Origin of the sequence: Paenibacillus sp. FSL P4-0184, from assembly GCF_038004625.1 — a bacterium.
In the GTDB taxonomy this organism is placed as follows: Bacteria; Bacillota; Bacilli; order Paenibacillales; family Paenibacillaceae; genus Paenibacillus_AQ.
Genome location: NZ_JBBORN010000002.1, coordinates 1,241,140 through 1,257,149, shown reverse-complemented (window position 1 = coordinate 1,257,149; position 16,010 = coordinate 1,241,140). Strand labels below are relative to the sequence as shown.

Here is a 16,010-nt window from a genome sequence, read left to right as displayed (position 1 = left end):
CTTTTGAGCAAAAATTCGCTATAATGTTCAATATGTTTCTATAACTTACCTAGGAGAATATCGTGATGACCAAATCTCGATTTAATTTAGAAGAAATAATTGATTTGAAGAAATGGGAGAAACTGCAGGATTCTTTATCACTCGTGACTAAAATGGCGATTCTTACCGTAGATTATAAAGGCGTTCCCGTGACTAAGCACAGCTTCTGTCAGCCTTTCTGCCAAGGCGTTCGCCAAGATTCTAATCTCTCTCCTTATTGTCAAAAATGTGATGCTCGTGCCGGCATTGAAGCTGTACGCCAGAACAAGCCTTATATTTATTTATGCCATTTCAATATTATCGATATCGCGATTCCAATTATTATTGACGATCAATATTTGGGTGCAATTATGGCCGGACAGCTTAAGCTTCGTGAACCGGATGTGTCACAGCTGGAGCAGATAGTATCTAGGCCGCCTAATGTTGAGTCGAACATGAAGTTTCAAGCGCTCAAAGAGGATTACGAAGCACTTCCTGTCCTATCCTACGATGAAGTAACCAAGTGCGTGGACCTACTTCTACAGTTAAGTACTTACATCGTGGAAGAAGCCATTCAAAAGCGTACTACCGTTGATTTGTACAAAAGAGTACTGACCACAGATATCGATATATCTTCTTCAGCAGAATCTTTCGAGGAGACAGACCTTACTTATCGCAAAATTCAGTCTCTGCAGCAAGAGTTGTCAGGAGCGCTTATTGAGACCAAATTGAAAAATGGAGCACAAAAGTTGGTCTCTTCAAATGCAGTGCTTCAGCCTGCGTTCGATTACATCTATGCGCACAAAAATGAAAATTTCAGCCTAAAAGAAATGGCCAAGCTTTGTCATATCAGCCCCAGTTATTTCAGTCGCATATTTACAAAAGAAACAGGCGAGAACTTCTCCCTCTTCGTTGCCAGGCTCAAAATTGAATGGGCCAAGCAGTTGCTGGAAACCACAGACGCACCTATTAATCAAGTGAGCGATGATTTAGGATTTTGTGATACTGGTTATTTTATTAAAACATTCAAACGGTTCGAGAATCTCACTCCAGCTGTATACCGGAATATGTATATGAGTTGATCAGTTATGATTTCTAGCATCCTCCAGCCACTGCTGCATTAAGGGGAAATCTGTGATTTCGCCTAATATAGCCTCTTTGATCTTTCCCTCTCCGTTTATAATAAACGTGGCAGGAAGCGCACTAACTCCGAACGAAGTAGATATTTTTCCGGTAACATCGATGACAACTGGAAAAGAAAAACTATGATTCTTAAGATATTCTGATACAGTCCCTTTAGACTCACCAACATTAATAAACAAGGTTTCGATTTGAGAACTAGTGGATTTGTGAATGCCATTCAGAAGGGGCATTTCTCGCACACATGAAGTGCACCAGGAAGCCCAAAAGTTAAGCACCACAATCTGTCCCTGGAAATCGCTTAGACGAACCTTTTTGCCTTCTATAGTTGTAGCTTCAAATTCGGGAGCGATAGAGCCCACTGCAATCCTCTCAAATGAATCTCTTGTTTCATTATGGCTAAATACCCATACAACAGTCGTGACAGCTGCGATGATCACCAGCAAAGCAATGATTCGACGCATGCTCATTTCAGACCCAGACTATGATTAAAGGCTGTATACAAAGAACCAAATTTCGCATGAAATTCTTTGGTCGGACCTGAACCAACATTTCTTCCATGACTTAAAAAGACAATCTGATCTGCGATCTTATCAGCGATTTCTAACTGGTGTGTGGAGAAAATAACAGTATGCCCTTCTTCCTTGATTCTTTGGAGGAGGTCTACGAATTCATTCATCCAGAAAGGGTCAAGACCGTTTGTGGGTTCGTCCATAATTAGCAACGAAGGTTTGGCCAGCAATGCCTGAGCAAATAAGATACGCTGACGCATTCCCTTTGAAAAGGTGTTGACCAGACGATTTCGTTTATCCTGTAGACCTACTAAGCCAAGGACTTCGTTTACTCTCGTTTTGCGATTGGGTACCCTACGGAGAGCGGCCCAAAAAGTCAGAGCTTCCTCTGCCGACAGCCCCTGATTGAATTGATAATCATCCGGCATAAAACCAATTTGTTTCGAGAATTGTTTGCGTGATTTGTGCCAGTATAAACCACCCACTGAGATTTCGCCCACCGAAGGCTGAAGAATACCCGCAACCATTCGCAAAACGGTACTTTTGCCAGCCCCGTTACCGCCACATAGTGCAAGTATGCTCCCAGTGTGGATTTGAAAGCTAATCTCTTCAACTATTGTTTGCTTTTTAATAACCTTAGAAATTCCTCTTACATTCACTAAGGGGTTATCCACGAGAGCGCCCCCTTTCCCATATCCAATATACAAACAGGATCGAGCTCAACATCCAGACTAGACAGACTCCCATAAACAACAAACTACCCTTCGAACCATTTATCCATTCTACCCATTGGTAATATTCAGGTCCCAGTACTGAACCTCCGCCCAGCTTAATTACAACGAATAACCGAACAAGCTCTGCTGGGTTGAGTATTGTGAATACGACCAGTAAGGGCTTAATCCAGAGATAAGGCATTAAACCTAAAAAGGCGATCAAAAAGGTCGGCCACCCTATTACTGTGAAAAACCACACAGCAACAGAAACAGTCAGCGCCTGCCAGCGGTTTCTTGATAATGAACCGATAAACAAGGCGATGGTCAAGAATAGTAAAACAAGTCCTGCGGAAAACAACAAGAATAGAAAGTAAGTAGTAGAATCATAGGCCATGCCCAAGAATCCACTAATCATTCCCATTAAACCATAGCCGAAAGCCACAACCGTAAGTAATACGACAGCCAGCCCCACATACTTGCCAAGAATAAATGACAACGTTCCTATTGGATAAGTAGATAAAAGCTGCCAACTACCTTCTTCCTTTTCTGAGGTCAGTGAAAAAGAGCCTAGGAATAAGGTCATAAGCGGCAGCAGATACAAAATCAGACTTAGCATGGAACCTGTAACTGCGGTGTAGCCTTGAATCTCATTTTGTGCATTAATCAGCAGTAAGCCAAGACTAAACGCACAAAATAATGCCAAAAAAGAATAAGCCCATGGATTTCGAAACCCCATTTTAATCTCTCTGCGTGCGACTTGCAGGATATCAACCATTACATATCCATCTCTTTATCCGATGTCATACCTTCCATTTCCTCAGACTTATGCTCGTCCATATGACCTTCTCCGCCATTCATATCCATTTGCATCATATCCGTATTTTGTTTCCATTCATGCTTGGACAGATCACTTGCTGACAGAACGCTGCCAACACCTTGTTCCTTCACAAAAGCTTCGGCTGAAGCAGTGTCCTTGAAGCTGATAACTCCATAAGCCATAGGTGTGCGTAGTGTCTCATCATAGACAAAGCTTGCCTTACTGAATTCCACCCATTCTTTGTCGTTATAGTCACGGACATAATCCTTTCCGATGTTTTTGGTTCCATTCTTGTTCTTCCATTCATTCATACAACCAATATCATCAAACTTATAATTCTTCCCGTCTTTCGTTGTTAGCTGAGTAGCAAAGGCATCGTCCTTAACCTGCATATTGCAAATCGCGCAAATATCAACTTCTTCATTAATCGCCAAAGGTTCAAACTTTTTGGAACCACAAGCCGCTAGAATTAACAAACCCACCATCAACATCAGCATTAAACTCCATTTTTTCATAACCGTAATACCCCCATATATAGTATTGTGATCACAGAGAAAAACAAAAGCAGCCAACCGGCTACCATCACCGACCCTTGCCCCTCACTAACTTGTCCAACATCTGCATGAACTGAATCCAATTGCATAAGCGGCTCTGGATCGGTGGACCATTGTTCTTTATCATTTGTATACAGATCGCTTAAAAATGTCATGCCCGGTGATTGAAAAAAGAGCTGATAAGCAGCATTTTCTGTAACTAATTGCTGATAAAATGGATTAATAGCATATGGCAGATCACTTATGCCATCACCCGATACATCCAGCCCTGCGAATGAATCCCAATAATTTCTCGTCATCTTATTATTCTTAGAATCCGTTGCCTGTGCTTCAATCACATTTGCAATAAAAGCATTATTCTGAAAGCGGTTTCCTTCAGAACCCTCAAATTGAATCCCAATATAATTTCGGAGCACCATATTATTCTGGAGAGTGTTGTCGGAGGATTGTTGCATATAGATTCCTACCCGATTTCCTTCCACGAGGTTATTTACAATCTGAGAGGTACGAACGTCAAAGAGCAGGATTCCTTGAGAATGAACATTCTGATTTTGTTTACGGAAAGAGTTTCCTGATACCATAACGTCGCTCACTCCCATCACCATCGCGCCAGTAATGTTGTATTCTCCAATATTGTTCGTAACAGATGATCCATTGATATACATACAGTGAACACCGTATCGTAAATGATAGAGCCGATTGTGATCAACCTTTGTATTGCGACTCTTCTCTAAATAAATGCCATCTCGGAGATAAGAGATTTCATTCTCTCTGATATCTGAACCATGAGAGTTATAGAGATCGATGCCATTACCTCTTATTCCCGAAGCAGCACCTTTAGGTATAAACCAACGGATTTTATTGTTTACTATAACTCCACTATCAGACTCACGTAGCATAATGCCAAAGCCAAATGTATGTATGACTAAATCTTTCAAAGTTACCTGATCGGCTTCCACCCGAATCGCTGCTGCTTCTCCCCCGTTATGCTGCTGTATATTAAGTCCTTGAAGCTTTACCCCATCAGCCTCAATCATAACTGCAACCTCAGCATCGGGAGATGAATTTAATAGTGTTGCCCTTCCATCCCCGCTAATCGTCAGCCTTTTATCAATTTGAACCGGACCCAGGTAAGTACCTGGAGCTAAAGTAATCGAATCTCCGATTTGGGCGGCATTAATAATCGGCTGGAGTGGAATCGCTTTCGAAGTAGTATTTGCACTGGCACTCCCACTGTAGGTCGTGATTATTAAGAAAAGGCTGAATAACATCATTAGCATTACTCTGAGGTGACAGAAACTTTTGCGTATAACCATTGTTCACCCCCTATCAGCAATTCATTCTCTAATCTATCATTTGCCTAATTGTAAAGAAAAGGAAGTTGCATGCCTATAGCTCAATGTAGCTATCCCTATTAATAAGATGTGTCTAAATTGTGAGTTATGTCACATCGTTTGCTATCCCAAATGTGTGTCCACATAATAAAAAACCGCGCAAAGCGCGGTTTCATTAGGTTAACTAATTATTTTCAAGGTAATGATAAACGGCCATCATTTCTTGTTTATTTAGCTCCCGAATACGATTGAAAATTGGAATATCTGCTACAGCTTCAATATTTGAGCTTTCAGTCACGACATCACTAACGTTACCTGTAAGCCAGGTCTGTACGTCAATGCCTTCGACAATTTCTTTACGCCCTTCATCATTAATGCCACTTGCGTAACAACTAACACATGGAATCGTTAACTTATAAACGCCATCGTGAAGTCCATCTTCGGATATGACTTTCTTTCCTTTACAGAATGGACATGGCTGACTAGCTTTTATCTTATTAATTAGAGTGACCAGTTTTTTGTAACCAAACGCTTCATAAACATAGGTCAGCTTTTTGTATTTTCCATTCGTGAAAAACTTATCAATGATGTATTCTCTGGTTTCGGTGATATTCTCAAAATCACAAATCGTGATCTGATTATTCAAGCTAATAGATTCAATACTGCCGCTAATATCGCCCCAGAATGGCAGTGCATTTTGTAATACCATTTCATAGTGCGCAAAGCTCGCTACTTCAAGTTCAAGCATTTTTAGAGCAACTTGTATTTTCCTAGGCAATAGAGAGACATCCTCTGCTAGAACCATATCACCGCCGACAATAGCTTTCATTTTTTCAAGCACCGGTAATTTGCCAACGGTACTGATCACTTGATCAAGAGGTAGTCCAATGATCTCACGAATATCTGTGTCGCCAAACTTTAGCTTCTTATGATGATTTAGTACGGTTCCTTCACAGATTGGACAGGTAATCAGTATTTTGGATTGTTTAATATGCTCTTTAATAATCGCTTTCGATATCACCATGTAGTTCCCAATGATGTAATTAAAGCCTTCCCAAGTCCTCGTTGCCTTGCTTACTTTATCATAAAATGACTTTTCCCAATATCCGTACCAAAAAGTATGCTTTTCTGCATCCGTCATCTCATTATAACTCTTACTGATATCTTGTCCGAGTTCATTCTTAATCTCATCAAAGATGAATTTTATTTTGGGGAATTGATAGAATTTCAGAATATCCATTGCATCTGGATGTAATAAGCCATCCCAAAATGGCACATTTTGATCCTGAAGAACAACTTCAAAATCAAATTTTTCAATGACTCGACGCCCCTTGCAGCATGGACAATGATTGTCTTGATTATAGAAATCGAAGCTATTTGTATCTTTATTAGTTGGATGTGCCGTTACAATTTGGTTGATCAAGCCACCAATTTCATATAGAAAAGTATATTGACTATATAAGTGTCTTTCCAGATCAATGGCGATGACAGGTGCAATGGTATCTGATTCATATTCACCATATATCAAACGCGCCATAGAGGATAAGCTTTTTAAGATGCCACCTTTATAAACGTTTTCCGCATTTTTAAAGTAGGCAATTTGATTTTCTTTTAAATAGTTAATGCCATTTTGTTGACGCAGTGTTGAAGAAATCTGCAATGGTGCGACATGATCTTCACTGTTTTGCTCGAGATAATAATTTTGATGACCGACAACTTCTAGATGCTCAACAGGTTCAAGCTGTCTTTTACCAAAATCAACGATAAAATCAGAGTTTTCCAGCATATACGAGTTATGTTCAATCATCATTATGGAGACCGATTCGTCCTGAAGAATGACTCTAATGCTATCAATGAATTGATTTAGAATATTTTGTGATAACCCTTTGGAAGGCTCGTCAAAAATGAAAAGTGTATTGGGGTTTCTTGAACCTGAAAATAACTCGGAGACTAAATGAACACATTGAAATTCACCTGTGGATAAAGACTGTGTTTTTCTTTCCAACGTTAAATAACCCAGCCCAAGCTTGATCAATAAACTTAAACGTTTATGAGCGATGTCTTCATTTGGCAGTTCATCAATAATATCTTCAATTGAGCGCTGAAAAATATCATCAATCTCTTCGCTATATTTTGTGAGCTTTCTCTTAATATCAAGAAAAGTCGCAACCGTAGACCGGCTGGTAATCGATTGATTTCGATCCTGCCCCACAATCACCAGCTTATCCTTGGGATATCGCTTCACAAAAACCTTGGACATACACTCATTGACCAATGTAGATTTACCGCAGCCAGATTCCCCAGTGAACGTTACAAGTCTATTACGAGGAATCTGAATTTCGGCGATTTGAATATTACGACAGTAAAGATCATGAAAATGATAATATTCAGTTGGAGCTGCCTGATTTATTTCTCCATTGATGGGCGCTGGACGTGGCGATTCTTCAACGATTTTCCCGCCATATTTACCACTTCCTGGTCCAAAGAACAATTGCTCGTCCGTTATGTCTAATACGGTATCCGAATGATCAATAAGCCAAATTTGATTCTTAAATCCTAGTTGTTTTATCTGCTCTAATATTTTTAAAAGGGTTTGGTGATCCAGACCCACAGAGATTTCGTCAATGATAATTACTGTATTTTCACTGGTTGCCATGAATTCTGCCAAATAAAGTCGTGTTAACTCTCCACCTGACAAGGTACCCATTATACGATTTAAGGTTAGATAACCAATATTCATATGGATTATGTTCTTTAGAATGTTTTGTTTACCTTCACTAATGTTTAGAACTTCTGCTAGAGAAAAAATGGTTTCAATGCTTAAGTCATTAATATCGGAAATACTCTTGTCTTGGTCTAATAACTCCATTTTGTATTGTTCAGTTTCGTGATTATATCGCTTACCCTTACACTTTTTACATTCGACATTTTTAGTAGTGCCGCGACCTTTACAATCTGGGCACCAGCCTAATTCATTATTAAATGAAAAAACCTCTGGCGATAGGTTATATTGTTCAGCAATCGCAACTCGAATCTCTGTGAACACACCCGTATGTGTGCCAATGGTTGAACGAGGATTGGAAGAAATAGATGATCTCCCTAGAAAAAGTACGAGTGGCATTTCTTCCATCTGAATCGTACTGAAATTAGTCTCCATAATGTTAGGGAATAAATACTGATATTCTGCCTTTGGTAATAAAGAAACGAGACGTTTCTTGGATTCTTCGCCGATGGTTTGACAAAAGGTGGTTTTACCAGATCCGGATAAACCAGCAATCCCTAGGGATTGGTCTACAGGTAATACTGCATCTAGCTTATTAATATTGTTCGCAATTAATCGGTTGATTTTCATAGTGGTATCATCTCATCTCCATTCTCTTCATTTAGTATTGCCATGATTTTTTCCATTAAAAAGAGCACTTTCCGTGTTTCAGAAAAGCGCCCTATTCTTGAATTTACAATTCTGCTAATACTTTTTCAAGCTGACTGCCCATATTCGCCCAAGCATATTTAGCTCCTTCAATAGCGCCTTGGCGAGCTTTGGTCTCCTCACTAAATCCAGATTGAGCAAGATGCAGATGAACCTTACCATCTTCCTCTTTGCTCAAAGTCCAAGTAACTGTTGTACCTTCTCCGGCACTATGCCAAGTATAGGATAATGTATGTGGCTCATCTACTACGAGAACCTCGCAATCTACAATACCGTCCCACCATTCATTTGGCTCTGCACGAAATTGAAATTTATGCCCTACGACTGGTTTAAAGTCATTGCTCCAAATCCATTTCGCAAGTGTATCTGAATCCGTCAAAGCATTCCATACCTTCTCGATGGAGCTTGTAAATTGATAATCTAAGGATACATCTGGTTTCATTATTCTTCCTCCAATAAAAGTTTTAGTTTATCGATTCTTTCTTTCCAGAATCCTTCGTAAAAAGATACCCAATCCCGAATTTCTTTCAATGGATTGGCATTCAAACGATACCTCGTTTCTCTACCAACCTTTCGAGCAACTACAAGATCAGCCTCTTTAAGAATAGACAAGTGCTTAGAAACTGCAGTACGACCCATTTCAAAATGAACCGTGATTTCATGTAGGGGTAATTCATCAACATCAGCCAGGATTTGAAGTAATTTTCGCCTTGTTGGATCTGCAACAGCGTCATATACATCCCTCACTTGACTATTATCGTTCAAAACCACCCCCACCTTTTCCGTAATATTACCTGTAGTGTGACCGATTATACTTCATCAGTACCCTATTGGACACCATTTAGTGTCTATTTGATTATAGGACACCAAAAGGTGTCGCGTCAATAACCTTAAAATTTTATTATTTATTTTTAAAGAAATAAGAAATGAATATTTAATTTTCCAAGACGTTCTATCTTATGTATTTTGATTTCAATTTCTAATACGACATCATACGAAAAAGGAGGAGCATACGCCCTCCTATCATTCGTTCTTATTCCAAATTAATTATATTCCGGTAATTCTCTAGCTCAGGATTCCTTTACTCAATAAAGCGGCAACACTTCTTGTTTAAGCCCTGAAAAAAGTTCGCCGGATTGCTCAAAGAAGGCGTCAGGCAAATGATAGTAAGCATCTCCTATAGATACGACTTTTAATTCAGGAATGATATACATGCCCATATAGGTTCCGTCCTTAAGATTGAACTTTAGCTGATACGATTTCCCTAGGGATTGCGCCTCTGCAATAGCCTCGTATTCTTTATTACTTAAATCAGCTGTTTTTGCGCTGTACAATCCATCAATGATAGACTCCACAGAAGCATGATCTGTCATTTTCTTTAACACGTCATTTCCCACATGATTAAGAACATGGATATCTTTTGCATGCTCTTTTAGATTAGACATATCCAGATATTCCTTAGCGGTCATCGTAGAATCGTTAGTCTTCGCCACGATTTCTGCCAAATAATAATGCTCCTCAACTTTAACAGCGATGCGGAATTGGGATGGGTACGTCGGAATTTCATATAACTTACCTCCAACAGCGAACGTAGACGAAAAATCCTTTTCTACAACTTCTCCTCCATTGTTCTTCCCGATCTCTTGGTTAATATCAAAATCTATGGTACCAAGTGATTTTTCAGGCTTCATTCCTGTGAACTTAAACTGAGCACCATCACTTACGAATGCATAACGAAATCCGTTGTAATTTAAAATTTTTCGAACTCCGGTAGGAGCTGAAACTGGCGTTTGCTGCGAGATTTGTGGTGAATTCGTTAATGATGACTTTAGAGGAGATGTATAAATGGCCACTCCTAACACAAGTGCAGCACAAGCAGCCATGGTTCCCCACTTCGCATATGTTCTCTTATTAGTACGCCTCGCAGTGTTGGCCTTTTCCACCAGATTGCCGTCTACATAACCAATAGTCTTAAATAGATCTTTATTATTCATAGGATATAGCCTTCTTTCATAAGGTATAATTGGAGTTTTTTTCGTGTTCTAAAAAGAACCGATTTCGTTTTACTTTCACTTATTGAGAATCGAGTTGCGATATCAGCCAAAGAATCGGAATACCAGTAACGTCTAAGAAAAATATTCCGATGATCTTCATTAATCTTCAGCAGAAAATTGCTTATAGATTCAGCGATTTGTTCTTCCTCATATTGACTTTCGACATTGTCTGGAGAGGATAAACAATCATTTAATTCATCAAGAATCGTATCGAATGTTTTATTCCGCTTTTTGGCCATGTAATAATCGTGTTTATTTAACGCGATATTTCGTGTGATCCTCCCCAAAAAAGATGAGAGCTTAGCAGGCGTCTTCGGCGGTATCGTTTCCCACGCTCCTAGAAAAGTATCGTTCACGCATTCTTCCGAATCTTCAAAATTAGACAGAATGTTATGAGCAATCTTGGTACAATAATTTCTATATTTTTTGGATGTTTCTTCTATTGCTGTTTCATTGCGGGCAAAGTACAGCTGTATGATTTCACTATCGTCCACTCCATCACTTCCGTTCAGTTTGATTAAGGCCTCACTTATAAAGTAAGAAAAGAAGGGTTTTGGTTGCAAAAAATTTTTTTCTTATGTACAAGTGCGGGAAATCATTGTATGTCTTCATAAGCTTCGACATTCAATGCCAATAATATGACGTGTGATCTTATCCTTTTGATTCCTATGAAAAAAGCCGGTGTACCCTTTAACGGGTAACACCGGCCAAAATATTAAAAGTAGAAACTATAGAGGAATTGCTGCAGCTTCAAGGTAGAAGCATAGACGCTCTGCGATTTCGTGAACTGACCTTCTTTTTGTTCAAATCATGCTATTCAGCCACTAACCGTTTATTGTGTAATTCCAATTTGTAAAAGATATCTTTTGCATCTGCTTCTTGTGTACCTGCTCCAACTGGTGGATGGACTACTAAGATATTATTTTCGACACTTGGTACAGGCTGTGCTTCTGAATAAAGAAGTGTTTTCGAGACTTGATCCTTGTTTACAATTTCTAATGGGAATACATCTTCATTTTGCTTATCAATCGCGAAAATATATCCTTCCACGCCATGACCTGTTTGATATTGAGGAGTAAGGATGTAAACCTCAGCTTCTTTAAAACTCAGCTTCTCAAAGGATATTTTTTTGCTGGATGGTCGGAAAAATAAGTAATTGGGTAGTTCCATTAAGACTTTATCCTGATCTCCCTGTCTGTAGATAATAGAGTAATTACTCTGAAAGGTCTGATCACCCTCTTGTCCCATCGTGCTCGAAACGACCAAATGCCCAAGTTCTTCTCTACCTTTGGCTATCATCAATAATGTTCCCTTTTCCGTTTGCTGTTCCGCCCGAATTGATTTATCCTCATTTACAGCGTCAATTACAATGGAATCCATGAGATCGTTTTTTGGAAATAAGCTAACCTCTGATGGTTTTTGTTCCTGAGTAGATGAGTTGACTTGTTGATGGTTACAGGCAACGAGTAAACTAAATGCTAAAACCGATGATGCTACTTGCAAAATAAGCTTCTTAATTGTAACCCTCTCACTTTCATTTACAGCTGGGGTACAACTACTCCCGAATTACAGTCCAGTCTGTATTCATAATTGTTTTATAAACCAGGGCTTAATTAATGGTATGACCAAGGCTGGTTGCATAGCTTTTGTATGATCCATTTGGGTTCCCGTTAGCATTTCAACATCCCAGCCTAAATCACACAGCTTCGTCGTATTCTTCTTTAATATCCCAGCAATATCAACGGTAACATTCCCAAAATTCTCACCATATACGATAGTATCATCTTCTCCTGCAAAAGCTAATTTTGGAAGACTAAGCAAATGGTGAATACTACGATCATCAAAAGCAGTGAGGCTCTCGTATAAGGCAACAAATTGAGCTGTTACACGGGTATCCATTGATACTTTGATGTTGTCCCAGTCTATCTCATCAGGATACTCTGTTTCAATAGAGCTTTTTTCAGCTGCCTCATTTTGATTATTCAAAGCTTGGGTATGTGTTTTTTGAGTTACAGTCAGCATCTCTTGATAGGGACCATTATAAGGCGGAAAACCTCCCATGACCAAGCTTTCCAGACGATTTGTTCTGATAGCCAATTGTAGTCCAATTAAAGCTAGCCAAGAATAACCGTAGTAGCTAAAGCTCTTAACGTTCATTTCATCAGCAATGAGGAGCAGATCCTTCACTATATGGTCTACGGTTACGTTATCCACTGGATGTTGAAAGAGATGACCTTCATAATCAAAATAAAGCACTTGAAACGTATCCGCGAGACCTTCAACAAAATGTTTACCTAATTCAGGATCTACGCCCCATAGCTTTAGATTTTCTGCCTCCTGATTGTACACGGATTTTTTAGCGATAGGTAACATAATGGTTGGACGATCTGATCCTCCTGTCAATCCTACTTCTATTGCTGAATGGTTGGTTAATCGTATGATTTTTTTCAAACAATCCTCTCCTTACTATTTTATAAAAATATCATATAACATTCATGCAATCTTTCGGTTTATCCCATACTAAGCCTTGATATATCTAATTAAATTAGATTTAATGTTGTTGTAGCACTTGAAGGTTTAACTTTAATGTTCTGGGGCGATGACGATTATGGGAGATAATTATACACCAACAATGATAGCTAAGAAATTAAATGTAAGTACCACTACATTAAGAAGATATGAAGATCAAGGCTTAGTTCCCGAAGTCCCAAGGACTCCTAGCAATCGCCGGTGTTATACAGACATTCATGTCCAAGCTTTTATTACGATTCGGGCACTTTTACAAGGATATGAGATTCCAGTTGTGTACGATGTGATGAGAAAGATTAAAGCTCGGCAAATTGAGGATGCACTGTGGTCAATCAATCAGGAACAGCATAATACACAAACGGAAAAGTATAAGTTAGAGGATGTGTTACAAATGTTCCGGAACGCAGATTTATCAAAATACAACGATTTAGAGGTCACAAATGCAATGACTATTGGTGAAGTTGCACAAATGGCAGGCGTTAAGCCTTCAGCCATTCGACATTGGGAACAAGAAGGCCTTATTACTTCTAACAGAAACAAAGACAACGGCTATAGGCTCTATACTGTAACCGATTTAAGAAAGATTATACTAATCAGCAGTCTAAGGAAGACCGTGTATTATATCGAGAATATGAAACAACTCCTGAATGAAATAGAGACACAAAACTATAAAAAATTAGAAATGTCATTCGAGCTTGCGTTACAAAAATTAAATAGTCAATTAATGAAGCAGTTTTTAGGGATCGCTGAGCTTATGAAATATGTGAAATACTATTAAACTTGATAACTTGATATCAACAAACAATCTTCCCAAAAAGAAGAAAACTTAACTCAAATACCAGTGCACCTGCATACCCCTTCTTTCGGCAAGAAGTCCTTACAGCAATAAATATATTCTGGCTCAGAATACGATCGAAAGCATAGATTTTTTGGAACATAATTAATCCTTCTTAAAATCATTTATAAGAACGCAAAAAACTCCTCCCTTAAGGGACGGAGTTGATTTCGCGTTACCACCCTGATGGGTGTATTCATGAATACACCCTCTCTGTTATCGTCTAATGACGATACTTCCTAGTAACGGCAGAAACCCAGACAGCCGCTAGTTTATTGAACTAACGTTCCCCGTTAGCGCAATGCATGTAATGTTCAAAGTGATTAAGTCTTTTCGGGCCGATTAACTTTTTATTTCGCATTTTAATTCAGGAAGGCAAGATAATCGGCAAGTTTATCGAAAGTACCCTCAAGATCTTGTTGAAGCTTTGGTGCCATACCTCTGTAGGCTTCCTGTTCCTCAGCTGAAGCGTTCACAGGGAAACCTTTCAGTCTTAATACAGTTTTACCTTCGTCATCTTCTAACATTATGTTATTCATAATTTCAAGTGGCCAGATCACGCTAAAAGGCGCTCGGACCGTATTGCCTTGTTCATCGGAAAAGGATCGGATATAAGCCACTTTCTCAGGTTCGACAACCTCTTGGTATGCAAATTTTGTCCACATAACCTGATTTCCGTCAGGAGACGTTTGAATACCTAAAAACTCGCCACCTGATCGAGCGTCCATTTTAACGACTTCGAAGGTGCCCCCCTTTGGTCCCCACCATATCGCGAAATGACCGAGCTCTGTCCATGCTTTAAATACCAGTTCGCGAGGGGCATCGAATACACGCGTAATTGAAATTTCGAACTTTTGATTCAGATTATTATCCATGAAAATCCTCCTTGTGTTTTAAAGGGAACTTTTCCTAGTCTTCAATTTTATTTTGTTACTTTAATAAAAACGGCAGCTGACCATCATGCCAGCTACCATCATATTGTCTTGAGCTATTGTGTCCCGTTAGTTCAATGCACTACCTTCAAAAAATCACTTATAATAAGTCTTTCTGTTTGAATGTTCAACTGCTTCACCTGTTTTAATAATTTTCGGTCTTACATTCCTTGCAGTTATGTTATATAACTATGCAATGTATGCAATAAGATGGTCTGATTAACTAGGTTCATCATTGTATCCTAATACTTTTCTTAATTCAAATTTTGCTCACGAACCACCGCCAGCATAACAGTGTCATGAAATTCCTTACCAAATAAATATTTTTTTAGTACTCCTTCCTCAGTAAATCCCGCCTTTTTCAATACCTTTAATGAAGGTATATTTTCCGACATAACCATTGCCTGTATTCTATGCAATCTTAAAACGTCGAATCCAAAACGGGTTACTTCCTTCACAGCTTCCGATGCAAATCCCATTCCCCAATATTCTGGAGAGAAATAGTAGGATATTTCAGCCATTGATTTTTTTACAAATCCACCTAGATCAATTCGTCCTATTAGCTTATTTTCTTTTTTAAGCTCCACACACCATGTAAATACTGTTTTTGTTTTAAGAAGTCTACCATTAATATTGTTCAGCCAATTTGATATATGCGGTTCTTTGTTGAAAAGGCTAACTCCTCCGCCTAAGAACTGCTGTACCTGTGGATCGTGGATAATTCTTAAATAGGTGTCTATATCATCGCTGCAAAATGCACGTAATATTAATTTGTCGGTTTTAAGATGCGGGATTGTTTCAAAATAATCGTTAAATTTCATTTTCATTCTCCTTTTAAAAATTTAACTTATCTTATTGGCCTTATCTGCCTAATGAATCAATTCATCATACTATATGCTAACGGTACAACTACTAGATCGCAATCGTAAACTTCACACTTTTATCAGCTTTATTCTTGGAACACAAAAGGACCCCTCTGCTTCATTAGCAGAAGGGTTAACGGCTTTAAAGTATTCCCCTGATAACTGAGTTTTATTTTTAACTTCTTTATCTACTATATGCATATTTAGCGTTTTATTAAACACCTATGCCCTCTGAATTACCCAATTTTTCGCCGCCACTTATGGTAAGGTTTACCGTAA

16 protein-coding genes are annotated in these 16,010 nt (G+C 38.8%); 2 read left to right on the top strand and 14 right to left on the bottom strand.

The features are described from left to right. Positions 1-65 precede the first annotated feature (65 nt). Complete coding sequence (locus MKY52_RS27490; protein ID WP_341054910.1) at positions 66-1,100, top strand: PocR ligand-binding domain-containing protein; 1,035 nt, start codon at positions 66-68, stop codon at positions 1,098-1,100. On the opposite strand, the gene MKY52_RS27485 is transcribed toward MKY52_RS27490, so the two are convergent. From MKY52_RS27485 to MKY52_RS27430, 12 genes are all read right to left on the bottom strand, one after another. Next, positions 1,101-1,628 (bottom strand): redoxin domain-containing protein, encoded by a 528-nt coding sequence (locus MKY52_RS27485; protein ID WP_341054909.1) that lies wholly within the window; start codon positions 1,626-1,628, stop codon positions 1,101-1,103. After that, the gene (locus MKY52_RS27480) at positions 1,625-2,344 is read right to left on the bottom strand and encodes an ABC transporter ATP-binding protein (RefSeq protein WP_341054906.1); all 720 of its coding nucleotides are present in this window, start codon (positions 2,342-2,344) and stop codon (positions 1,625-1,627) included. Before MKY52_RS27480 ends, MKY52_RS27485 begins: the two co-directional genes overlap by 4 nt. Continuing rightward, a complete protein-coding gene (locus MKY52_RS27475) occupies positions 2,337-3,158 on the bottom strand; it encodes an ABC transporter permease (RefSeq protein WP_076286793.1) in 822 nt (273 codons plus the stop codon). The genes MKY52_RS27480 and MKY52_RS27475 overlap by 8 nt, the downstream gene beginning before the upstream one ends. Continuing rightward, a complete protein-coding gene (locus tag MKY52_RS27470; RefSeq protein ID WP_076286794.1) occupies positions 3,158-3,715 on the bottom strand; it encodes a nitrous oxide reductase accessory protein NosL in 558 nt (185 codons plus the stop codon). The genes MKY52_RS27475 and MKY52_RS27470 overlap by 1 nt, the downstream gene beginning before the upstream one ends. Then, on the bottom strand, positions 3,712-5,070 hold the full coding sequence (locus MKY52_RS27465; protein WP_341054904.1) for a right-handed parallel beta-helix repeat-containing protein: 1,359 nt from the start codon (positions 5,068-5,070) through the stop codon (positions 3,712-3,714). The genes MKY52_RS27470 and MKY52_RS27465 overlap by 4 nt, the downstream gene beginning before the upstream one ends. 202 nt (positions 5,071-5,272) lie before the next feature. Continuing rightward, positions 5,273-8,440, bottom strand: coding sequence for an ATP-binding cassette domain-containing protein (locus tag MKY52_RS27460; protein WP_341054903.1), 3,168 nt, complete (start codon positions 8,438-8,440; stop codon positions 5,273-5,275). A 103-nt stretch (positions 8,441-8,543) separates the two neighbouring features. After that, positions 8,544-8,960 carry an SRPBCC family protein gene (locus MKY52_RS27455; protein ID WP_042127759.1) on the bottom strand — a complete coding sequence of 139 codons (417 nt, stop codon included), beginning with the start codon at positions 8,958-8,960 and terminating at the stop codon, positions 8,544-8,546. Next, entirely contained in the window at positions 8,960-9,289 is a 330-nt protein-coding gene (locus MKY52_RS27450) for an ArsR/SmtB family transcription factor (protein WP_445671035.1), read from the bottom strand. Before MKY52_RS27450 ends, MKY52_RS27455 begins: the two co-directional genes overlap by 1 nt. A 314-nt stretch (positions 9,290-9,603) precedes the next feature. After that, positions 9,604-10,512, bottom strand: coding sequence for a hypothetical protein (locus MKY52_RS27445; RefSeq protein WP_341054899.1), 909 nt, complete (start codon positions 10,510-10,512; stop codon positions 9,604-9,606). Next, entirely contained in the window at positions 10,509-11,066 is a 558-nt protein-coding gene (locus MKY52_RS27440; protein ID WP_042193899.1) for an RNA polymerase sigma factor, read from the bottom strand. The genes MKY52_RS27445 and MKY52_RS27440 overlap by 4 nt, the downstream gene beginning before the upstream one ends. Positions 11,067-11,385: 319 nt before the next feature. Next, entirely contained in the window at positions 11,386-12,075 is a 690-nt protein-coding gene (locus MKY52_RS27435; RefSeq protein WP_341054898.1) for a hypothetical protein, read from the bottom strand. 81 nt (positions 12,076-12,156) lie between these two features. Beyond that, positions 12,157-13,023, bottom strand: a complete 867-nt coding sequence (locus tag MKY52_RS27430) for an alpha/beta fold hydrolase (RefSeq protein ID WP_341054896.1) — start codon at positions 13,021-13,023, stop codon at positions 12,157-12,159. A 157-nt stretch (positions 13,024-13,180) separates the two neighbouring features. Here MKY52_RS27430 and MKY52_RS27425 point away from each other — a divergent pair, with 157 nt between their 5' ends. Beyond that, positions 13,181-13,879 (top strand): MerR family DNA-binding transcriptional regulator, encoded by a 699-nt coding sequence (locus MKY52_RS27425; protein ID WP_341054894.1) that lies wholly within the window; start codon positions 13,181-13,183, stop codon positions 13,877-13,879. 419 nt (positions 13,880-14,298) lie between these two features. Here the strand turns inward: MKY52_RS27425 and MKY52_RS27420 are convergent, their stop codons facing one another. Both MKY52_RS27420 and MKY52_RS27415 read right to left on the bottom strand, forming a co-directional pair. Continuing rightward, positions 14,299-14,811: an SRPBCC family protein gene (locus MKY52_RS27420; protein WP_341054892.1), complete on the bottom strand. Its 513-nt coding sequence runs from the start codon at positions 14,809-14,811 to the stop codon at positions 14,299-14,301. A gap of 311 nt (positions 14,812-15,122) precedes the next feature. Continuing rightward, positions 15,123-15,689, bottom strand: a complete 567-nt coding sequence (locus MKY52_RS27415) for a GNAT family N-acetyltransferase (RefSeq protein ID WP_341054891.1) — start codon at positions 15,687-15,689, stop codon at positions 15,123-15,125. Positions 15,690-16,010 lie beyond the last annotated feature (321 nt).